The sequence below is a fragment of the Dactylosporangium sp. NPDC050588 genome (assembly GCF_040654975.1).
Classification (GTDB): domain Bacteria; phylum Actinomycetota; class Actinomycetes; order Mycobacteriales; family Micromonosporaceae; genus Dactylosporangium; species Dactylosporangium maewongense.
The window spans coordinates 36,267-57,451 of record NZ_JBFAJA010000048.1 but is presented as its reverse complement, the minus strand read 5'-3'; the positions used below and the strand labels follow the sequence as shown (position 1 = coordinate 57,451).

Below are 21,185 nucleotides of genomic sequence, written 5' to 3'. Positions count from 1 at the left end.
CCCGCAACGTACATGACCATCGGTGAGATAGACCCGCACCACCCGCTCCCGGTTGCCCCGCCCCACCGTCCGCGCGGCGCCGCTCAGCCTTCGATGAGCGTCGCGATCCGGCGCGCGGTGGCGCGGTCCTGCACCAGCCCGCCGAGCACGTCGCGGAGCGCCTCGCCGGTCTCGTCGCCGGCTTCGAGCGCGACCTGCAGGCGCGTGAGCGCGAGGGTGCGCTGCGCGGCGGGGTGCCGCTCCGACTGGTAGGCATCGAGCAGGGTCTGCGGCGCCGCGCCGCGCAGCACCGCGGCGAGGGTCTTGCCGAGGGCGACCGCGTCGAGCAGGCCGGCGTTGATGGCCGAGCCGCCGGCGCTGAAGATGTGCGCGGCGTCGCCGGCGAGGAAGACTCTGCCGTCGCGGTACCGTTCCGCGTGCCGGCTGTTCGCGACGACGCTCCTCGCGGCAGAGGCCGTCGTGTACGGCAGATCGGCACCCAGGACGCGGCGAAGGCTCGCCCGCAGCTCGTCGTCGCTCAGCTCATTGCTCGGCTCGCTGTCACCGCGCGGTTCGTGCGTGCTGACGATGTACACGTCATCCGGGGCAGAGCGGTCGAGCACATCGGCGGGGGCAATGGTGATCGACCCGTGTCCGGTCCGGTTGGGCTGGAATGGCACGAGCCGGCCGATGCCGCGCAGTTGGATGTGATCGCCGACCCTGGCCGCGGCTCCCGCCGGGATGGTGACCCGGGCCAGCCGGGAGATGTTGGTGCTCGTGCTGCCGGGGAAGCCGATGCCGAGGCTCTTGCGCACAAAGCTGTGCGCGCCGTCGCAGCCTACGAGGTACCGGGCGCGCAGCTCGACGGACGAGCCTTCGGCGGTGGCCTGGACGGTCACCCCGTCGCCGTCCTGCTCGAACCCGGTGACCTCGCGCCCACGCAGCACTGTGGCACCGAGGCGCACGGCGCGCTCCGCCAGCAGGCTCTCCAGCCGGTGCTGCGGCACCGGGAGCACGTGCAGCGGACCGCGCAGCAGGCCCAGTTCGAGGGTGAACGGCCCGAAGCGAAACCGCGGTGGCCGCACCACCCGCAGCCCGGTGCCCCGAAGGAGCCTGCGCCGCCGCAACTCCAGCGCGCCCCGACCGACAACGCCGTTCCCTTTCGGGATCTGGACCGGCTCGGCGATGCGGTCGAGAACGACCGCACGGACGCCCGCACCGGCGAGGTCGCCGGCGAGCAGCAGCCCCGTCGGCCCCGCGCCGACAACGACCACGTCAAGAACCGATGCGCCAGCCAGGGTCGACATGCCTGTCAACCTAACTTGACACACAACCCCCTGTCAACCTTGGTTGACAGGGGAGGGTGGCCGCGCGGTCGACTCGGCTTCGCTCGGTCGCGGCACAACCCGGTGGGATCGCCGCACGCCCGCGAACAGCTGGTTGAGATCCTGGACGCGGTCTCGGGCTGTCAACAGGCTCTCCTTCGCAGCGTTGACGTCGGGCAAGGGTGGCACGGGAGGTGACCGGCCACGCCCGAATTTCACGTGTACCGGAGGCAGCCGGTTCACCGTCGTCGTCGGTGCCAGCGGGCGTCGCCGGATGCCGCGAACGCCGGGGCGCGGCCGGACGGCCACCGGTGCGGGGTGCACCGGTGGCCGCCTGGTTCACGTCAGTGTTGCGTTGGGGTTGGAGGGTTAGGGGTAGTTCACGACCTGGCGCGGGGTGGTGTTGCCGGCCGGGTTGGGGACGGCGCCGCCGGTGTCGTTGACGACGTTGGCGATGGTGCCGACGTCGCCGAGGGAGACGGTGATGACGCTGTGCAGCCGGACGCCGGTCCGGTTGGGCACCTCGAAGCCTCGGTCCACGCGGACCGCGGGGTTGACGTTGAAGTAGCAGTACACGCCGCCGCCCCACAGTTCGTGGTCGGTGACGGTGTCGGCGACCTTGTAGGCGGCGTAACCGTTGCCTCGGGGGCCGATCCACGCTGCCTGGTTGGGCACGTCGTACGGCTTCTCGTTCTGGAAGAAGATCGTCTTGCCGCGGTTGCCGTTCCAGATCACTTCGTACTTCTGGTAGTGCTCGACGAACAGGCCGGTGGCGAGGACGTCGTCGCCGTTCACGAGGAGGCCGGTGTCGCCGGTGTTCACCGTCCAGCCGGTGGGTGCGCCGCCGTGGTCGGCCCGCCAGGCCCAGATGTGGTCGATGATCGTGTCATCGCTGTGCACGGCGAGGGTGGTGGTGGCCTTGCCCTGGACGCTGCTGCCGATGCGGAAGAACACGTCCTGGATGCTGATCGGGTTCGCCGCGTGGTCGGTGTGCGCACCGGCCGTGCCGACGGTCATCAGCGTGGGGCTGTTGGTCGTGCCGGCGTCGAAGGTCAGGCCGCTGACCTTGACCCCGTTGACGTCGGCGATGTTCAGCGCCTCGACGCCGTTGACCGGGATCAGGGTCGGGTAGCCGATGCCGGTGACCACCGTGTCGGCCCGCGTGACCCGGATCGTCTGGTCGAGGGAGTAGGTGCCCGGGGTGAAGAACAGGTTCAGGCCCTGGGCGAGGGCGGAGTTGATCCGGGCGGCGCTGTCACCGGGCTTGGCGACGTAGAACTGCCGCATCGGGATCGAGGTGCCGGGGGTGTTCGGCCAGGTGGCACCCGCGGAGTTGCGCCGGATGGACGGCACGAAGACGCGGTACAGGCCGGCGCTGTCGACGTACAGGTACGGCTTCTCCCGGGTGACCGGGGTGGTCGCGAGGGTGGTGTGCGGCGGGTTCGGGAACGCGTTGGGCGGGGCGCCCTGCACGCCGGAGTAGACCATGTTCCAGACGCCGCCGTCCCAGCGCTGGATCCGGCTGTCGCGGGTGTACCACTGCTGCTGCGAGCCGGAGGTCACGTAGCCGTCGACGACGGAGTCGGCCAGGTAGCCGCCGCTGGAGTAGCCCTGCCCGTTGTCCTGGTTGGACGGGGCCAGGGTCAGGTTGCCCTTGATGTGCACGCGGCGCATCGGGGCGGCCTGGGAGACGGCCCACCGGTTGATGCCGCCCTCCGGCACGATCGACAGGTTCTCCATGCTGCGCCAGAAGTTCTGCGTCGCGTTGGACTCGTCGCCGTAGTTCCAGCCGGAGTCGACGTTGACCGCACCGTTGATCGTCACGTCGTCGGGGTTGAGGCCGAGACCGGCGACCGTGGTGTAGAAGCCGACGTTGGCCCAGACCCGCCCGTACGTGCCGGGCTTGAACAGGAACACGTGGCGCTGGGTGCCGAACTGCGCGGTGGGGCTGCGCAGCTGCGCGTTGAACGCCTGGTCGACCGCGGACTGGATGGTCGCCACCGGGGTGGACTGGTCGAAGATCCGCACGTTCGGACCGAAGTCGGGCGTGTCGGAGGTCGGCAGCGTCGGCGTGCTGGACGACGTGCTGGGCGACGGCGAGGCCGAGGTCGTCGGGCCGGAGCCGGTGAACACCTGGAACTCCCAGAGCGAATAGCCATACCCGGTGGCCCGGGCGGTGCCGTTCACGCGCACGTAGCGACCGGTCGTCGTGGTGACGGCCGGGGTCTGCACGCCACCGGTGCCGGCGGTGGTGCTGTAGATGTTCGTCCAGCTCGTGCCGTTGGTGGACACCTGGATCTGGTAGGCGGTCGCGTACGCGGCCTCCCAGTTCAGCGAGACGCCACAGACGGACACGGCCGAGCCCAGGTCAACCTGGAGCCACTGCGGGTCAGCGGCCGCGCTGGACCAGCGGGTGCCGGTGTTGCCGTCGAACGCGGCCGAGGCCGGGGTCCCGGCGTTCTCCGTCGACGACGCGGTGGCCGTCTTGCCCTGCGCCGCGTTGGTGGTACCGCAGCCGCCGGGGGTGTCGGGGGTGCCGCCGAAGACCTGGAACTCCCACAGCGAGACGCCCCACTGGGTCGCCTTCGCGGTCGCGTTGACGCGCACGTAGCGGCCGGTGCCGGTGACCGGGAGGCTCTGCTGACCGCCGGTGCTGGTCGTGGTGGAATAGATGTTCGTCCACGTGTTGCCGTCGGCGGAGGTCTGGATCTGGTAGGCGGTCGCGTACGCGCCCTCCCAGTTCAGTGCGACCCGGGTGATCGACTGGGCGGAGCCGAGATCGACCTGGATCCACTGCGGGACGCTGAAGGCGCTCGACCAGCGGGTGCCTGTGTTGCCATCGGTCGCGCTGCTGGCGGGGGTACCGGCGTTCTCCGTCGACGAGGCGGTCGTCGGCCGGCCCTGCGACAGCAGGGTCTCGGCCGCGTTGGCGCGGGTCGTGACCACGACGATGTAGGTCACCAGCATGGCCGCTACCGCGGTCACGATGGCGGCCATGCGCAGGGTGCGCCGGCTCGTCGATGATCCGGATGAACGGCTATGGCCGGGGCGGGGTTCCGACCATTCCATAGGGACTCCTTCGTGACGCTGAGGTGTCGGCGGTGTGTCAGGGGTGTGAGAGAGCGCTCTCGCAGACGTCACTTTGACCGCTCCTTGGAGAGGTGTCAATGCCTCACGATGAACGAACGACCTCTGAGCACTGCCGTCCCCAGCGCAGGCCAGGGCGCTGCAACGCACCACTGACCTGCGACACCCGCCGAGTACACGCACCTGGGAGCGCTCTCTGAAGCGGTTGGCCACGACCGGGCCGCGGGCCTGGGTCAGGCGTCCAGAGGGCTGTTCAGACGTCGCAACACAGCCGGACGATGATGACGTCGTCGGGTAGGCGCTCGAGGTAGGCGGCCATCTCCGCTCGCGTCCACGGTTCGCGCCGGCCTGCGCGATGCGGACACGTGTCGAGGCTTTCGCAGGCTCCATGCACCGGCGCACAGTTCCGCTCGGTCCACCAACCGTCGAGCGTGAGCAGCTCGGATTGCCGCAGCGCGTCCTCTGACCGATCTCCGCGTCGGCGACCGCGCCGGCCAGGTCGTTCGCCGGCACGTTGAGGATGCCGGAAGGGGTGGGTCACGAGGTCGGCGGGTCCGCCGGTCTGGCTCGCTGCGGCTGGATCGTCTCGTGCCGGGCGAGCATCGCCACGAATTCGGCTATCTTCCGGGTGCGCGTCTCGGCCCGCTTGACGCTGTTGACCCGGTTGATGAGGGCGAAGCGGTTGGTCTTGGTGAGCACGTCGAACATCGCCTGCGCCGCCGGGTCGGCGGCGATCGCGGCGCGCAGGTCATCCGGCACCTCCGCTTCCGACGACGGCGCATAGGCGGCCGTCCACCGCCCGTCGGCCTTCGCGGCGTCCACCGCGGCGCGACCGGCGGGCAGCATCAGGCCGGCTGCCTCCAGCCGGGCCACGTTGGCGACATTGCGTCGGGACCAGACGCTGCGGGGCCGGCGCGGGGTGAACCGCCGCCAGGAACTGCCTTCGTCGCGCTTGCGGGCCTGCCCATCGATCCAGCCGAAGCACAGCGCCTCGTCGACCGCGTGCTGCCAGGTCAGCGTGGTGACGGAGCCGTCCTTCCTGGTCAGCGCAAGCCACACGCCAGGCGACGCGGCGTGGTTGTCCAGCAGCCACGCGCGCAGCGCCGCACCGTCGGCCACGATCAACTCGTCCAGCTCGGTTCCCGACACCACCACAGGCTAGTGGAGCGATCATGCTGGGTGGCGACGTGCTCCGGAGCGGCCGGGCTATGGAACGCCGCGCTCTCGACGATCGCCGTGCGCCGGCGTCGAGCTTATGGTGGGGCCCATGAAAAGGGTGTCGTGGGCGACTCCGGTCGTCCTGCTGGTCCTCGCCGGCGGCTGCGGCCTCTTCGGCTGGTACTTCGCCGACAAGGGTGAGCGGCTCGACCGGATCGGGATCACCACCGAGGCGGTGATCGTGGAGCAGGGCACGTCCGGCAGGAACGGCAACAGTGCGGAGGTCACCTTCGTCACCGAGCACGGCGAACGCCCCGAGGTGCCGTGCGACACCTGCTCCAAGGACCTGCGCAAGGGCGAGCGCGTCGACATCCGCTACGACCCGGAGAACCCGTGGGACCCGGTCGAGCAGGCAGGCCGCCCCCAGGGGCCCGAAGCCGCCAGGTTCGGCTGGGCCGGCGCCGCCATCCTGCTGGCGCTGTCGGTGCTCACGGCCTGGCTGCGCATCAAACGCACCCGGGCGGCGCGGCGGCCGTGACCGGCACAGGGCTCGCCCGAGCTGCTCCGCCGGCCGGCGGCGATGTCGTGACGCATGCGGACGGCGAGGACCGTACTGCGGGACGGGTCGTCCGCGAACGTCGCCCTTGTCGTTGGTCTCAGACCCCCAGTGAGCTGATCGGTCAGTCCGGTGGCGGCGGCTCGTAGGTCCAGTCGGGGCGTAGCGTGGGGCGTTGGTCGCGGAGGGTGCGTTTGAGGACCTTGCCGGACGGGTTGGTCGGAAACTCGTCGACGAGGTAGAGCTCCTTCGGGACCTTGAACTTGCCCAGGCGCTGCCGGGCGTGTTCGATGAGCGACTCCGCGGTCAGGCCGGGCCGGCCGATGACGAACGCGACCGGGACCTCCTGCCACTTCGGGTGCGGCGCGCCGATCACAGAGACGGCGAGGACGAGCGGATGGTCGGCGAGGACGTTCTCGATCTCGGCGCTCGCCATGTTCTCGCCGCCGCTGCGGATCATGTCCTTGAGGCGGTCGCGGATGTACAGGTAGCCGTCGGCGTCGAAGCAGCCGACGTCGCCGGTGTGGAACCAGCCGCCCCGGAACGCGTGCGCGGTGGCCTCCGGGTCGTCGAGGTAGCCGGGGCTGACCTTCGGGCCGCGGGCGACGACCTCGCCGTTCTCCCCCGCCGGTACGTCGTTGTCGTCGGCGTCCACGACCCGGACCTGGACCCACGGCACCGGGATGCCGACGGAGCCCTGCTTGGACTCCATGTGGGCGTGGTCGAGGTAGGTGAGGCCGCTGCACGTCTCGGTCAGGCCGTAGCCCTCGATCAGCCGGGCGTTGGGGAACAGTTCCCGCGCCACCGCGTACAGCGCCGAGGTCACCTGCGAGTAGATGAGCCACCGCACCGACGAAAGGTCCGCGGGCGTGTCCGAGCGGCGCACCATGTCGAGCATCGTGGCGGCCATGACCATGCCGGTGATGCGCTCGGCCTCGATGGCCTGCCGCACCGCGGCGGGGTCGAAGCGGCGTTGCAGCACCATGCAGCCGCCGACGTGCCAGATGCCGTAGCCGGGCAGGTCGGTGCCGCCGACGTGGTACAGCGGCGCGAAGTTGAGGATCCGGTCGGTCGGGCGCAGGCCGAGCTCGACGATCTGGGCGTGCATGTTCATGTTCACGTTGCCGTGGGTGAGCATGACGCCCTTGGGCAGGCTCGTCGTGCCGGACGTGTAGATGATGCGTTGCAGTGCGTCGTCGGCCAGCTCGGCGTCGGCGACCCGGGCGCCGCGGTGCGCCTCGACGAGCGCTCGCAGGTCGATCCACCCGTCGATCGGCTCCAGCGCGAGCTTCCGCACGCCGGGCAGGTCGGCGATCGCGGCGGCGGTCAGCTCGGCGAACTCCGGCACGGTCGCGACCGACTGCACCCGGGCGTGGCCGAGCAGCTGGGCGAGCTCGCCCGCGGTGAGCCGGTAGTTGAGCGGGACGAACACGGCGCCGAGCTTCGACAGGGCGAGGGACAGGATGAGGAACTCGGGCACGTTGTTGGCCACGATCGCGACCCGGCTGCCGTGCCCGACGCCCTCGCCGGTCAGGCCCGCGGCGAGGGCGTTGACGTCCTCGTCGAGCTGCCGGTGGGTCCACCGCCGGCCCTCGAAGACGAGCGCGTCGGCGTCGCCGAACCGCAGCGCGTTGCCGCCCAGCATCGCCGCGATGTTCGCGGTCGTCATGCCGACCTCAGCTCGCGCTTGAGGACCTTGCCGGAGTCGTTGCGCGGCAGCGACTCCACCACGTCGACGTACTTGGGCACCTTGAACCCGGCGAGGTTGGCCCGGCAGTGCGACCGGATGTCCTCGCCGGTGCTCGTCGCGCCGTCGCGGAGGATGACGAACGCCTTCGGCACCTCGTCCCACTGCGGGTCGGGGACGCCGATGACGGCGACCTCGGCGACGTCCGGGTGCTGCGCGATGACCCGCTCGATCTCGGCGCCGGCGACGTTCTCCCCGCCGGACTTGATGAGGTCGGTGCGCCGGTCGACGAACCACAGGTAGCCGTCCTCGTCGATCCGGCCGACGTCGCCGGTCAGGAACCAGCCGTCGCGGCGGGTGCGCCGGTTGGTCTCCTCGTCGTTCCAGTACCCGGGTGAGATCTTCGCGCCACGGATGATGATCTCCCCTTCGGTGCCGGGCGGGACCTGCCGGAACTGTTCGTCGACGATCCTGATGTGCACGCCGGGGAACGGGGCGCCGAGCGCGCCCATCTTGCTCTCCTCGTGCGCGGCGTCCATGTAGCAGACGCCGTTGCACAGTTCGGTCATCCCGAACGTGTCGATGAGCCGGACGTGCGGCAGGCGCCGCTTCACGTCGCGCCGCACGGTGGGCGCGACCCCGGCGAACAGCAGGTACCGCAGCGCCGACAGGTCCGGCGGCTCCGGCAGGTCGAGCAGGCCGAACAGGATCTGCGCGGCGAGGACCATGCCGGTGATGCGTTCCCCGCTCGCGATCCGGGCGATGTCGGCGGCCTTGAACGTGGGGGTGAGCACCATCGTCGCGCCGGCGGTGAAGATCGCCAGCCCGGGTGCTTCCAGGCCGCTGACGTGGAAGAGCGGCGCCGAGATCAGGATCCGGTCGTGCTGGGTCAGCTCGAGTTCGAGGACCTGGGCGAGGTGGTTGGCGGTGAGGTTCCCGCAGGTGTGGATGACGCCCTTCGGGTGTGCGGTGGTGCCGGAGGTGTACAGCAGCCGGTGGATGTCCTCGGGTGCCTTCTCCGCGTCGGGGACCCGGATCCCGGCCGGCTGCCGGTCGAGGAGCGCGGACAGCGGCTGCGCGTCGCCGACCACCTGCGCGCCGTTGGCGACCGCGGTCGCGATCCCGGTCTTGGCGCAGAGCTCCGCGGCGGTGTCGGCGAAGTCGTCGTCGTAGAGCAGGCAGGTGATGCCGGCCTGGTTGATGACGTAGGCCTGCTCGGTGACGTGCAGCCGCCAGTTCAGCGGCACCGAGATCGCACCGATCCGGGCGAGGGCGAGCAGCTCCAGGACGTAGGTGGCGGTGTTGCGGCCGAGCACCCCGACCAGGTCCGAAGCACCGATGCCGGCGGACAGCAGGGCCGCGGCGTGCCGGTCGACGTCGGCGTCGAGCTGGGCGTAGGTCCAGCGGTCGGCGCCGTCGACGAGGGCTTCCCGGTCCGCGCGCCGCAGCGCCTGCAGCCGCAGGGTCTCGGCGAAGTTCGCGGCGCCCATCAGTCCGCGGTGCCGTTCCGGTACGCCAGGATCTCCTCCCGGCTGGGCAGCGACACGAACTCGAGGAGGTTGCCGTCGAGGTCGCGGGCCGCGAACGCGGTGATGTACCCGTAGTTCTCCAGCAGCACCCGGTTGGGTTCGCCGAGGCATTCCGCGCCGAGCTCCGTCATCTTCCGGTGCAGGTCGCCGATCTCCTCGACGGGCACCTCGAAGCTGAGCAGGAACGTGCCGAGCTCCAGGTGCCCCGCGGTCGCGGTCCTGGTCTTGGTGCCGTTCCACTCGATGAGCTCGAGCTGCCCGATCTTGCTCGGTCCCTGCATGTACTGCACCTTGCCGGTGGTGCCGGGCGGCAGGCCGAGGGACACCTCGATCCCCGGCCCGCCGACGTCGCTGCGCAGGGTCCTGCGGTAGCCGAGGGCCTTCTCGTAGAAGTCGGCGGCCCGGTCCACGTCGGACACGGTCATGGCCACGTGATGCACTTCGCTGACCGGCATCAATCGCTCACTTTCCGGAAAGTACCTGCTGGATCAGTTCGACCTCGTCGGCGCCGCTGTCCGGGACGATGAAGCCGTCCAGGGAGCAGATCTCGTCGAGCGCGCCGAGGATGTCGTCGGGGGTCGCCGGGGTTTCGCCGCCGTACCAGCCGGGGGTGACACCCAGGAAGATCCGGCCGACGCGGCCGCCGCCGACGGTGAGGATGTGCCGGGTCAGGGTGCACTGCTCCGAGGCGAGGAACGTGCCGACGGCGGCGACGTGCCGCGGGTCGAACCGGTCGGCGAGCTCCCCGAGCAGGCCGTCGGTCATCCGGGTCGCGGCGGTCGGGGCGATGGTGTTGACCAGGATGCCCCGGCGGGCGCCTTCCAGGGACAGCACCTGCATCAGCCCGGCGAGACCGGCCTTCGCGGCGCCGTAGTTGGACTGGCCGAAGTTGCCGAGCAGCCCGGAGGACGAGCTGGTGAGCACGACCCGGCCGTACCCTTGCGCCGCCATGACCGGCCAGGCGGGGCGCAGCACGTTGAACGCGCCGGTGAGGTGCACGTCGAGGACTGCCTGCACGTCGTCGTCGGTGAGCTTCGCCAGGGTCCGGTCGCGCAGGATGCCGGCGTTGTGGATGACGGCGTCGACCGTGCCGTACGTGTCGACGGCGGTCCGTACCAGGGCGGCGCCGCCCGCCGGTGTCGCGACGGAGTCCGTGGACGCGGTGGCGGTGCCGCCGGCCGCGCGGATCTCGTCGACGACCTTGTCCGCCGCGCCGCCGGTGCCCGTACCGTCGACGCCGCCGCCAAGGTCGTTGACGACGACGGACGCGCCGTGCGCCGCGAGGGACAGGGCATGCGCCCGGCCGATGCCGTTGCCGGCGCCGGTGACGATGACGACCCGCCCGTCCAGCCGCACGGCGCTCATCGCTCGCTCCCCAGCACCGCGACGAACGCGACGCAGGAGCCGGGCTGGCCGCCGAGGTTCTGGGCGACGGCGAGCTTCGCGCCGGGGACCTGCCGGGCTCCGGCCTCGCCCCGCAGCTGGGTGAAGCACTCGAACATCATCCGCAGCCCGGTCGCGCCGATCGGGTGGCCGAAGGACTTCAGGCCGCCGTCGGTGTTGACCGGCAGCGCGCCGCCGAGGTCGTAGCGGCCGTCGAGCAGGTCCCGCCACGCCTTGCCACGCTCGGAGAACCCGAGGTCCTCCATGAGCACCACCTCCGTCGGGGTGAAACAGTCGTGCACCTCCGCCAGGGAGATCTCCGCGGCCGGGTCGGTGACGCCCGCCTGCTCGTAGGCCTGGCGGGCCGCGGCGACGACCTCGGGGAAGCTGGTGAAGTCGTAGCCGTCCGACGCCAGGCCCGCACCGGACCCGGCGACGAAGCTCATCCCCTTCAGGTAGATGGGTTTGCTGGTGTACCGATGTGCGTCCTCGGCCCGCACGATGATGGCGGCGGCGGCACCGTCGGACACGCCGGAGCAGTCCATGACCCCGAGCGGCCCCGCGATGCGCGGGGAGTTCTCGACGGTCTCGACGGTGACGGCCTTGCGGAACTGGGCGCGTTCGTTGAGCGCCCCGTTCGCGTGGTTCTTCATCGCGACCTTCGTCAGGGCGCTGCGCATGTCGCGGGCGTCGACGCCGTACGCCTCCTGATAGGCCGGGGCGAGCAACGAGAAGCCGGCCGGTGCGGTCCAGTCCACGGCGGTGCCGTCGTCGGGCGGGTACACCGCCGACAGCCCGGAGTAGGAGGAGTCCTTGAGCTTCTCCACGCCGGTCGCCATCACCATGTCGTAGGCGCCGGAGGCGACCGCGAACACGGCGTTGCGGAAGGCTTCCGAGCCGGTGGCGCAGTAGTTCTCGACCCGGGTGACGGGTTTGCCGGTCAGCCGCAGCGGCCGGGCGAGGGTCTGCCCGGACATGCCGGAGCCCTGGGTGCCGACCCAGAACGCGTCGACGTCGTCGAGGGTGACCGACGGCAGCGACCCGACGCACTCCTGCACGGCGTCGACGAGCAGGTCGTCGGCGGAGGAGTGCCAGTGGTCGCGGAACGGGGTGCAGCCCATCGCGATGATCGCGACGTCGTGCGTGGTGCGTCTGCTGCCCATCACTGACCTTCCGTAAGCGGTGCCGGGCGGAGTTTCCAGAAGTAGTTGTGGATCGCGTCGGTGGTCCACAGCCGGCGGAACACCGGGGTCATGGGCATGCCGACGGTGACGTCGCCGGGCGGGACGTCGGTGGCGTAGGCGCTGAGCCGGCCGCCGCCGTCGACGTCGGCGATGACGACGGCGACCTCCGGCTCCGGCATCGTGGTCAGGTGGTCGCGGGTCACGGAGACGACCCGGGCGGTCCGGTCCCGCAGCGACACCTTCGCCTCGCCGGCCCCGACGATGCCGCAGGCGGCGCAGACCCTGCTCGGCGGGGTGGTGACCCGGCCGCAGGCGCCGCACTGGCTGCCCTCGAGGCGGTACTTCCAGCCGGCCCGGCGGTGCATCGGCGGCGCCGCCGGGGCCGGTGCCGCGGGGCGGGCCGGGCCCTGCACGTCCAGCAGCCCGCGCCAGCGCAGGTACCGGCCGTAGCCGAGGACCTGCCGGGCGGCGAGCTGGTCGCGCACCGACGGACCGCTGCGGGCGTCGCGGACCCCGTCGCCGGCGCGGAACACGAACGCGTCGGCGCCCTCGGTCGCGGACAGCAGCAGGATCGTCTGTCCCGGCTCGGCGTCGTCGAGCGCGGCGGCGAGCAGCAGCCCCGGGTGGGCGGCGCCGGTGAAGCCGGTGGCCCGTTCCAGGGCGGCGTCCTGCTGGGAGGGCACGGTGCCGCGCAGCGCCCGGCGCAGGGCCGCCGCCGCCCGCGGGTTGGAGGAGGAGACGACGACGTGGTCGACGGCGTCCAGGGCCGCCTCGGCGAGGGCGCGGCGGGCCGCGTCGAGGCCGGCGGCGGCGAGGATCTCGGCGGTGAACCGCTCGTCCCAGACCCGGTCGTGGCGTTCGCCGGGCAGCCGCCACCGTTCGAGGATCTCGGTGGTGTGCCCGGCGCGGGCCAGCAGCACCGCGGCGTGCCCGGCGCCGCCGGCGAACGCGGCCGCGGCGTCGCCCTGGGCGAGCTCGTCGGGGGCGCCGGGGCGGGTGGTGCGCAGGTCGGCGGCGGCGGCGACGGCACCGGCCCGGACCACCAGGTCGAGGGCGGCCGCGCCGGAGCGGTGCCCGCGCAGGTCGACGGCGCTGACGCCGGGGTCGAGCCCGAGCGTCTCGTGCACGATCCCGGCGGAGGTTTTCGCCTCGTAGGGTGCGCTCGTGGTGGCGAGCAGCAGGTGCCGGCCGGCCGGGGTGGCGGCCGCGAGGTGCCGCAGCGCCTCGACGGCCATCGTGATCACGTCCTCGTCGTAGCCGGCGACGCTGCGCGCCGGGCCCTTGGCCGGGGCGGGCCCGGCGGCCGGGTCGAGGCGGTTGTCGGTGAGCACGTAGGCGGGCAGGTAGGCCGCGTACGCGTCGATACCCTGGTCAGTCAAGGAACGCTCCACAGAGGTCGGGTCCACAGCGGTCAGGTCCACGAGGGGATGGCGGCGAGCAGCCGGCGGGTGTAGTCCTGCCGCGGCCGGTCCAGCACGTCCTCGACGCCGCCCTGCTCGACCACCTGGCCGCGGCTCATCACCGCGATCCGGTCGCAGAGGTCACTGGCGAGCATCAGGTCGTGGGTGACGAACAGCAGGCCGATGCCGAGCTCGTCGACCAGGGTCCGGAACAGCGCGACGACCTTGGTCTGGGTGGTGACGTCGAGCGCGGTGGTGCACTCGTCGGCGATGACGAGCGCCGGGCGGGTGACGACGGCGAGGCCGATCGCGACCCGCTGGCGCAGCCCGCCGGACAGTTGGTGGGGGTAGCTGTCCAGGACCCGGGCCGGGTCGCTGATCCGCATCTGTTCGAGGACCTCGACGGAGCGCCGCTCGACGTCGGCCTTGCCGATGCCGTGGACGTGCCGGCGCAGCACCTCGCCGAGGTGGGTGCGGACCTTCATCAGCGGGTTCAGCGACCGGGACGCGTCCTGGAAGACCATGCCGACGGCGGTGCCGCGGATCCGGTCCGTGCGGTCGACGCCGGGGGCGACCACCACGTCGCCGGCCAGTTCGACGGTGCCGGCCTCGACGGTGACGTTGCGTTCGAGCAGGCCGACGACGGAGCGGGCGAGGGTGGTCTTGCCGCTGCCGGACTCGCCGACGACGCCGACGATCTGGCCGCGGCCCACGTCGAGGTCGACGCCGTCGAGCAGCCGGAGGTGCCCGTCGGCGAGGCGGGCCGAGATGGACAGGCCGGACACGTGCAGCAGGCTGGTCATCGGCGCCTCTTGCGGGGGTCGTAGTGGGTGAGCATGGCGTCGCCGAGCAGGTTGACCAGCAGCACGAGGACGGTGACCGCGAAGCCGGGGAAGAACGCGATCCACCAGGCCGTGCTCAGCTCGTCCTGGCCGGCCGCCAGCAGCGAGCCCCAGCTGTTCATCGGGGGCACCACGCCGAGGCCGAGGAAGCTGAGCGCGCTCTCGATCAGGATCGCGGTGCCGACCTGGAGGGTGCCGAGCGCGACGATCGTGCCGCCGAGGTTGGGCAGGATGTGCCGGAACACGATGCGCAGCTCCGACGCGCCGGCGGCGCGCAGCCCGAGCACGAACTGGCGTTCCCGGATCGCGAGGGTCGCCGAGCGGGTGACCCGGGCGCAGACGGCCCAGCCGGTGAGCGCCAGGACCAGGAACAGCACCGGCAGGGAGCTGCCCCGGTTCGCGATGATGGCGAGGGCGACGAGGATGAACGGCAGCGCGAGCTGGGCGTCGATGAGCACGGAGATGACCCGGTCGACCCAGCCGCGGAAGTATCCGGCGAGCAGGCCCAGCAGGGTGCCGGGACCGATCGCGACGACCGCGCCGACCAGGCCGATCATGATGGTCAGCCGGCCCGCCTCGATGAACTGGGTGAGCAGGTCCTGGCCGAGCTTGTCGGTGCCGAGCGGGTGCGACCAGGAGCCGCCGCTCAGGAAGCCGGGTGGCTGCCGGGTCGCGTTCAGGTCCTGGCCGGCGGCGGGGAGCAGGCCGGTCAGTGGCAGGACGAACACGGCGACGGCGACCACGGCGATCGGCACCGCCAGCCAGAACGCCGACGTCCGCTTGGACCGGCGCGGCGCCTCGGCCGGTTTGAGGTCGAGCTCCAACTGGCTCACGCGGGTCACCTCACCCTCGGGTCGACGATCGAGTGGATGACGTCGACGAGCAGATTGAGCAGGACGAAGACCAGCGCGCCGAACACGACGATCGCCTGGACGAGCGGGAAGTCGCGGAACTGGATGGCCTGCAGGGCGAGCTGCCCGAGGCCGGGCCAGGAGTACACGTACTCGACGGCGACCGCGCCGGACAGCAGGATGCCGGTCTGCAGCACGACGATGGTGAGGATCGGCATCATGGCGTTCTTGAACGCGTGCCGCCACACCACCCGGCGGCCGAGGATGCCGCGGGCCTTGGCGGCGTCGATGTACGGCTCCGCGAGGGCCTCGCTCATCGAGGCGCGGGTGAGGCGGGCGATCTGCGCCATCGGGTACACCGACATCGTCAGCGCCGGCAGCACCAGGTGTGCGGGGGTGCCGGACTGGCCGGCCGGCAGCCAGCCGAGGTTGACGGCGAACAGCACCACCAGCATCATCCCGAACCAGAAGACCGGCACGGACTGGCCGAGCAGCGCGACGGTGGACGCTGCCCGGTCCCACCAGGTGCCTTCGCGCCTGGCGGCGAGCACGCCGAGCGGCACGCCGACGAGGATGGCGAGGGCCATGCCGGCCGCGACGAGCTGCAGCGTGAACGGCAACCGGTCCATGATCATCGAGGTGTTCGACTGGTAGAACTGCAGCGACTGGCCGAGGTCGCCGGTGAAGACGCCCTTGAGGTAGTCGAGGTACTGGACCAGCAGCGGCCGGTCGAGGCCGAGCTCGTGACGCAGGGCCTCGCGCTGCTCGGGTGTCGCCATCGGGCCGAGGATGGTCGTGGTCGGGTCGCCGGACAGCCGGCCGAGCATGAACGCCATGCTCAGCGCGATCAGCAGCGACGCCAGCAGGGCGGCGATCCGGGCGGCGGCGCGGCGCAGCGCACCGGCCCGCCTGGACCGGCCGTTCTTCGCCGCCGGGTTCGCCCCGCCGGGCACCGCCGGCATGCCGGCCTTGGTCAGCGGGGGTGCGACGTTGTTCGCCGGTGGGACCGGGCTGGTCTTCATTGCCGTGACCTCCATCGCGCTCCTGGCATCGCGGCGAGCAGCTCGCGGGTGTAGTCGTTCTGGGGCCGGGCGAAGACGGTCTCGCAGGGCCCGGACTCGACGACCCGGCCGTGGTACATGACGTGCACGACGTCGCAGACCGAGCGGACCACGGCCAGGTCGTGGCTGATCATGAGCAGAGCCGCGCCGGTCGTCGCGCGGATCTCCTTGAGCAGGGCCAGCACGTCGGCCTGCACGGACACGTCGAGGCCGGAGGTCGGCTCGTCGGCGACGATGAGCCGGGGCCGCATCAGCAGCGCCCGGGCGATGCAGACCCGTTGCGCCTGCCCTCCGGAGAGCTGGTGCGGGTAGCGGTCCAGGATCGACGGCTCGAGCCGGACCCGTTCGAGCAGGGCGGTGTCCTCGATCCAGGAGGTGCGCTCCGGTTGCAGCGAGCGCAGCTCCCGCAGCCCGGACCGCACGGACTGGCGGGGGTCGAGCGAGCCGTGCGGGTCCTGGAAGACCACCTGCGCCTCGGGCCGCAGCCGGCGCAGCTGCTTGCGGCCGACCGAGGACAGCGAGTGCCCGAGGAGCCGGATGTCACCCTCGCCGCGGGTGCCGAGCCCGGTCGCGGCCATCGCGAGGGTGGTCTTGCCCGAGCCGGACTCGCCGACGACCGCGACGCTCTCGCCGGCGGCGATGCGCAGCGACACGTGGTCGACGGCCCGGAACACCTCGCCGGTGCGCCGGTTACGGTGCTCGACGACCAGGCCGTCGACCTCCAGCACCGGCGCACCCCGATCCGGGGTCCTGTCTGCGGTCTTCTCCAGGGCGTGGGGGTGCCGGGCGTCGCCGCCCGGCATCCCGTTCTGCACGACGTCGGACATTGTCAGTGGGTCGTCTGGGTGAAGTCGACGGTGTTCAGCGGACCGAACACCAGACCCTTGACGCCGCCGGCGGTGGCGTAGTTGAACACCTGCCGGTACAGCGGCACGTAGCAGTGCTTCTCGACCACGCCGATCGTGTTGAGCTCCTCGTACATCGGGGCGGCCGCGGCGGCGTCGGTCTGCTCCAGGGCCTTCTGGGCCAGGTCGTCGATCTTCGGGTCCGGGCAGTTGCCGGTGATCGACTTGGTCTTCATGAAGCCGCTGGCGAAGAAGTCCGGGACGGCGACGTTGGGCACGCCGGCGAAGATCGAGATGCCGGGGACCTGGCGGCCGACGACCCGCTTCACGAGGGTGCCGTAGTCGATCGGCACGTACGTGACCTTGAAGCCGGCCTTCTCGAGGGCACCGCCGACGGCCTGGGAGACCTCTTCGATGTTGGTGTACTGCGCCGCCGGGTAATGGATCTGCACGGCCGGGGCGGCGGCACCGACGAGCTCCTTGGCCTTGGCCGGGTCTGCGGTCACGCTCTGCGCCGGCTTCTGGCCGGGGCTGACGTTGAGCAGGCCGGCGTCGGCGACGGCCTGGCCGTCGAAGATGCCCTTGACGATCGCGTCCCGGTCGATGGCCAGGGCGGCCGCCTCGCGCAGCTTCGGGTCGTCGAACGGCGGCTTCGTCGAGTCGAGGAACGCGATGATCTTGATCGCGGTCTCGGTGCTCGTCACCGTGATGCCCGCCTTCTTGGCCGTGGTGGCCTGGGCCGGCGGGAGGTCGAACGAGACGTCCACACTCTTACTCTGGATCAGCGCGAGCCGCTGCGCGGCCTCGTTCGCCCAGGTGAAGGTGATGCCGTCGTTGATCGCCTTCTTCGGGCCCCAGTAGTCGGGGTTCTTCTTGACCGACATGTCGCGGCCCGCGTTCGAGCCGGCCCACACGTAGGGGCCGGTGCCGATGGGGGCCGCGGCGAAGCCCGCCGAACCCTTCTCCTGGTAGTACTTCGGCGGCACCAGGTAGACGGTGGTGAGCAGGTCCGCGAAGTTGTACTGGGAGGTCTTGGTCTTCACCACGACTGTGGTGGCGTCCGGCGCCGCGATGTCGGCGACGTTGGTGAAGTACGACTTGAGCTGCGACGCCGCGGTGTCACGGGTGAGCGTGAGGGTGTTGGCGACCGCCGCGGCGTCGGCCTTCTCGCCGTTGCTGAAGCTGATGTCGGGCCGGACCTTGAACGTCCAGGTGGTCGCGTCGGTGCGGGTCCAGCTGGTGATGAGGCCGGTGTCGACGGCCTTGAGGCCGGCGTCGGTGTTGATCAGCGGTTCGAGCATGGTGGCCCAGACGATCTGGGCCGACCGCGCACCGACGATCGGGTCGAGGGTCGCGGGCTGGGCCGCGAGCAGCGCCCGGACGGTGAACGGGCCGGCCGACTGGGCGGTGCCGGGCTTCGAGTCACCACAGGCGGCGAGGCCGGCGCCGGCGAGGGCAAGGGAGGCGACCAGCGCCAGAGGCCGCCGGGATCGCAAGGAGTTCATGAGCATGTATGGACGTCCTTCACAACGATGGACCCGTCATGTCGCCGCGAGCCGCGGCCGTGACGCTGGCCACAAAGTACCGACCAGCCGGTATCAAGTCAACAGGTCCAACTGGTGTCAGGTCCGTAACGACCGCGTGACACACCCCCGTCTGCCAGCATCGTTGTCTTCATACCGACTGGTATGTATGATCCGGCGGTGGCCATCACCCTCACCCGCGAACACGACGGTCGCGTCGCCCGCGTCCGCTACGACAACGCGGCCCGCGGCAACTGCTTCGACGACGGCGCCCTCGCCGAGCTCGTCGCCACGATGGAGACCGCCGCCGCGGACGGCACCTGCGCCGTGATCCGGCTCGACATGGCCGGCCGGCACTTCTGCGGCGGCTGGGACACCACCTCGTTCGCCGCGCTCGCCGGCACCACCCAGGAGGCGGTCGCCGCCGGGCTGCGCGACAGCGACGCCGCGCTGCACCGCATCAGACGGCTGCCGGTGCCCGTGGTCAGCGCGGTCCGCGGGCACGTCATCGGCTTCGGCGCCGGCCTGCTCAGCGCCGTCCACCTGCCGGTCGCCGCCGCCGGCGCCCGGCTGTCGCTGCCCGAGGCCCGCTTCGGCTTCGCCCCCGCCGGCGTCGGCCACACCATCGCCCAGGCACTCCCCCGCCCGCACGCGTACGCGCTGGCGACCGGCGCGAGCACCGCGACCGCCGACCAGCTGCTGGGCTGGGGCCTGGTCGCCCGGGTGGTCGCCGACGACGACCTCGACAGCGAGGTCGACGCCCTCGTCGAGGCGCTCGCCGCCGTGCCGCCGCACACCCTGCGCGCGGTCGTCGAGGTGGTCGAGTCGAGCCTCGCCACCGGCTCCCCGGAGCACGCCTACGAGGTCTCCGCCCGCACGATCGTCGCGAGCGTGACCGCGTGAAGCCGCCGTTCCAGGCCGGCGAGGCCGTTTGGGTGGAGCTGTGCACCACCGACCCGCAGCAGGCCGAGGACTTCTACCGCGCGCTGCTCGGCTGGACCGTGCGGCACGAGCAGCTCGGCGCCACCACGTACCGGATGTGCAGCGTCGACGGGCACGACGTCGCCGGCATCTCCGACGCCACGGGCCTGCACGGCGGCCGGCCCCGCGGCTGGATCGCCTACTTCGCCGTCGACGACGTCGCACGCTCCGCGGACCAGGCCGTCACGCTCGGCGGGGAGCTCGTCACCCCGCCGCGCTACCTGCCGGCGGCCGGCACCGGCGCCGTGGTCGTCGACCCGTTCGGCGCGGCGTTCGGCCTGTACCAGGGTGAGTCCCGCGCGGGGGTGCAGACGCTCAACACCGTCGGCGCCCTGTGCTGGAACGAACTGGACACCGGCGAGCCGCAACGCTCGGTCGCCTACTACCAGGACCTGTTCGGCTACGCCACCCAGCAGCGCGACGACTCGCCGACCGCCCGCCCGTACACGGTCCTCATGCTCGGCGACGTGCCCGTCGCCGGCGTCCTGGAACTGGACAACGAGTGGCCGAACATCATCCCGTCGAAGTGGATCACCTACTTCAACGTCGGCTCCCTCGACGACGCGCTGGCGCGGGTGTCCGACCTGGGCGGCACGCCGACCGTCGGCCCCGTCGACAGCCCGCACGGGCGGCTCCACCTGGTGAAGGACCCCGGTGGACACACCCTGTGCCTGGTGCAGCTCGAAGGCGGCCTGCGCCCCGACGCTCCCAACTCCTCTCCCCCGGCGGTGGACCGATGACGACCGAGCCCCTGTTCGACTCCGCCGAGTTCCGCCAGGTCTGCGGCCACTTCCCCACCGGGGTCACCGCCGTGACCGCGACGGCGGCCGGCGGCGCCGTGGCCGCGCTGACCGTCAACTCGTTCACATCGGTCTCGCTGTCCCCGGCGAAGGTGCTGTTCTGCGTGGCGACCTCGTCGTCGAGCTTCAAGGTGCTCGTCGCGGCGGACCGGATCGCGATCCACATCCTCGGCCAGGACCAGGAGGACATCGCCCGGCGGTTCGCGACCTCCGGGCTGTCCGGCGCGGAGAAGCTCAGCGGCGTGTCCTGGGCGCCCGGCCCGGACGGCGTGCCGCTGCTGCCCGGCACCCCGGCGATCCTGGCCGGGGTCCGCGACGAGGTGATCACCAGCGGCGACCACGTCATCGTGCTGGTGGACGTCGACCACGTGCACCTGAAGCCGACGAAGGTCCCCGCCCTGTCGTTCTACCGCGGCCGGTTCGTCGCCCCCACCGGCCCCACCGAGTAGCAGCGGCAGCAAACGGCCGACGCCCCATCGGAGCGCCGGCCGTTTCGCGTGCGGCGGGTCAGCTGTAGTAGCGGAACAGGATCTCCGCGGCGCAGCAGGTCTCGCCGCTCTCGGCGAACTCCACCACCACCGACGCCTTGGCCTGCACGCCGGCGGGCTGGCCGGCGGCGGCGTCGATCGGCTTCGCCGACAGCAGGGTCGCCGCGCCCTGGATCTGCACGCCGGGCGGGAGCGGCTTGACGAACCGGACCCGGTCCAGGCCGTAGTTGACCCCCATCGAGTAGGTCCGCACCTCCAGGATGTCGGCGAGCAGCCGCGGCACCAGCGCCAGGGTCAGGAAGCCGTGCACGATCGTGGTGCCGAACGGCCCGGAGCGGGCCCGGTCGACGTCGACGTGGATCCACTGGTGGTCCTTGGTGACGTCGGCGAACTGGTCCACCTGCTCCTGGGTCACCACCTGCGGCTCGCTGGCGCCGAGGTCGTGGCCGACCAGGCCGAGCAGGTCGTCGGGGGCGGGCACGGTGGTGAGGCGGACGGGTCGCATG

19 protein-coding genes are annotated in these 21,185 nt (G+C 71.7%); 4 read left to right on the top strand and 15 right to left on the bottom strand.

The window, feature by feature from the left end:
* Positions 1–83 precede the first annotated feature (83 nt).
* The 3 genes from AB0I21_RS30530 to AB0I21_RS30520 form a co-directional block, all read right to left on the bottom strand.
* The gene (locus AB0I21_RS30530; RefSeq protein WP_360566317.1) at positions 84–1,286 is read right to left on the bottom strand and encodes an FAD-dependent monooxygenase; all 1,203 of its coding nucleotides are present in this window, start codon (positions 1,284–1,286) and stop codon (positions 84–86) included.
* A gap of 387 nt (positions 1,287–1,673) precedes the next feature.
* Positions 1,674–4,301 carry a discoidin domain-containing protein gene (locus AB0I21_RS30525; RefSeq protein WP_360566315.1) on the bottom strand — a complete coding sequence of 876 codons (2,628 nt, stop codon included), beginning with the start codon at positions 4,299–4,301 and terminating at the stop codon, positions 1,674–1,676.
* A 627-nt stretch (positions 4,302–4,928) separates the two neighbouring features.
* Positions 4,929–5,540 (bottom strand): YdeI/OmpD-associated family protein, encoded by a 612-nt coding sequence (locus AB0I21_RS30520; protein ID WP_360566313.1) that lies wholly within the window; start codon positions 5,538–5,540, stop codon positions 4,929–4,931.
* 118 nt (positions 5,541–5,658) lie between these two features.
* On the opposite strand from AB0I21_RS30520, the gene AB0I21_RS30515 reads away from it, so the two are divergent.
* Positions 5,659–6,087: a DUF3592 domain-containing protein gene (locus AB0I21_RS30515; RefSeq protein WP_360566312.1), complete on the top strand. Its 429-nt coding sequence runs from the start codon at positions 5,659–5,661 to the stop codon at positions 6,085–6,087.
* A 142-nt stretch (positions 6,088–6,229) separates the two neighbouring features.
* Here the strand turns inward: AB0I21_RS30515 and AB0I21_RS30510 are convergent, their stop codons facing one another.
* Genes AB0I21_RS30510 through AB0I21_RS30460 form a run of 11 tightly spaced genes read right to left on the bottom strand, consistent with a single transcriptional unit; the run spans position 6,230 to position 18,392 of the window.
* A complete protein-coding gene (locus tag AB0I21_RS30510) occupies positions 6,230–7,774 on the bottom strand; it encodes an AMP-binding protein (protein ID WP_360566310.1) in 1,545 nt (514 codons plus the stop codon).
* Complete coding sequence (locus AB0I21_RS30505) at positions 7,771–9,282, bottom strand: AMP-binding protein (protein ID WP_360566308.1); 1,512 nt, start codon at positions 9,280–9,282, stop codon at positions 7,771–7,773. Before AB0I21_RS30505 ends, AB0I21_RS30510 begins: the two co-directional genes overlap by 4 nt.
* The gene (locus tag AB0I21_RS30500; protein ID WP_360566306.1) at positions 9,282–9,776 is read right to left on the bottom strand and encodes a VOC family protein; all 495 of its coding nucleotides are present in this window, start codon (positions 9,774–9,776) and stop codon (positions 9,282–9,284) included. The genes AB0I21_RS30505 and AB0I21_RS30500 overlap by 1 nt, the downstream gene beginning before the upstream one ends.
* Positions 9,777–9,783: 7 nt before the next feature.
* Complete coding sequence (locus AB0I21_RS30495) at positions 9,784–10,686, bottom strand: SDR family NAD(P)-dependent oxidoreductase (protein ID WP_360566304.1); 903 nt, start codon at positions 10,684–10,686, stop codon at positions 9,784–9,786.
* Positions 10,683–11,867: an acetyl-CoA acetyltransferase gene (locus AB0I21_RS30490; protein ID WP_360566303.1), complete on the bottom strand. Its 1,185-nt coding sequence runs from the start codon at positions 11,865–11,867 to the stop codon at positions 10,683–10,685. The genes AB0I21_RS30495 and AB0I21_RS30490 overlap by 4 nt, the downstream gene beginning before the upstream one ends.
* Entirely contained in the window at positions 11,867–13,267 is a 1,401-nt protein-coding gene (locus tag AB0I21_RS30485; RefSeq protein WP_360566301.1) for a zinc ribbon domain-containing protein, read from the bottom strand. The genes AB0I21_RS30490 and AB0I21_RS30485 overlap by 1 nt, the downstream gene beginning before the upstream one ends.
* Positions 13,268–13,299: 32 nt before the next feature.
* Positions 13,300–14,091 carry an ABC transporter ATP-binding protein gene (locus tag AB0I21_RS30480; protein ID WP_360566299.1) on the bottom strand — a complete coding sequence of 264 codons (792 nt, stop codon included), beginning with the start codon at positions 14,089–14,091 and terminating at the stop codon, positions 13,300–13,302.
* A complete protein-coding gene (locus AB0I21_RS30475; protein ID WP_360566297.1) occupies positions 14,088–14,963 on the bottom strand; it encodes an ABC transporter permease in 876 nt (291 codons plus the stop codon). The genes AB0I21_RS30480 and AB0I21_RS30475 overlap by 4 nt, the downstream gene beginning before the upstream one ends.
* 5 nt (positions 14,964–14,968) lie before the next feature.
* Positions 14,969–16,003 (bottom strand): ABC transporter permease, encoded by a 1,035-nt coding sequence (locus AB0I21_RS30470; RefSeq protein ID WP_360566295.1) that lies wholly within the window; start codon positions 16,001–16,003, stop codon positions 14,969–14,971.
* On the bottom strand, positions 16,000–16,869 hold the full coding sequence (locus AB0I21_RS30465; RefSeq protein WP_360566294.1) for an ABC transporter ATP-binding protein: 870 nt from the start codon (positions 16,867–16,869) through the stop codon (positions 16,000–16,002). The genes AB0I21_RS30470 and AB0I21_RS30465 overlap by 4 nt, the downstream gene beginning before the upstream one ends.
* Positions 16,870–16,871: 2 nt before the next feature.
* Positions 16,872–18,392 carry an ABC transporter substrate-binding protein gene (locus AB0I21_RS30460; protein WP_360566292.1) on the bottom strand — a complete coding sequence of 507 codons (1,521 nt, stop codon included), beginning with the start codon at positions 18,390–18,392 and terminating at the stop codon, positions 16,872–16,874.
* Positions 18,393–18,590: 198 nt separating this feature from the next.
* On the opposite strand from AB0I21_RS30460, the gene AB0I21_RS30455 reads away from it, so the two are divergent.
* Genes AB0I21_RS30455 through AB0I21_RS30445 form a run of 3 tightly spaced genes read left to right on the top strand, consistent with a single transcriptional unit; the run spans position 18,591 to position 20,640 of the window.
* Positions 18,591–19,313 (top strand): enoyl-CoA hydratase/isomerase family protein, encoded by a 723-nt coding sequence (locus AB0I21_RS30455; RefSeq protein ID WP_360566290.1) that lies wholly within the window; start codon positions 18,591–18,593, stop codon positions 19,311–19,313.
* Positions 19,310–20,131 carry a VOC family protein gene (locus AB0I21_RS30450; protein WP_360566288.1) on the top strand — a complete coding sequence of 274 codons (822 nt, stop codon included), beginning with the start codon at positions 19,310–19,312 and terminating at the stop codon, positions 20,129–20,131. Before AB0I21_RS30455 ends, AB0I21_RS30450 begins: the two co-directional genes overlap by 4 nt.
* Entirely contained in the window at positions 20,128–20,640 is a 513-nt protein-coding gene (locus AB0I21_RS30445; RefSeq protein WP_344504988.1) for a flavin reductase family protein, read from the top strand. Before AB0I21_RS30450 ends, AB0I21_RS30445 begins: the two co-directional genes overlap by 4 nt.
* 58 nt (positions 20,641–20,698) lie before the next feature.
* Here the strand turns inward: AB0I21_RS30445 and AB0I21_RS30440 are convergent, their stop codons facing one another.
* Positions 20,699–21,184, bottom strand: coding sequence for a MaoC family dehydratase (locus AB0I21_RS30440; RefSeq protein WP_360566286.1), 486 nt, complete (start codon positions 21,182–21,184; stop codon positions 20,699–20,701).
* Position 21,185: the final 1 nt, after the last annotated feature.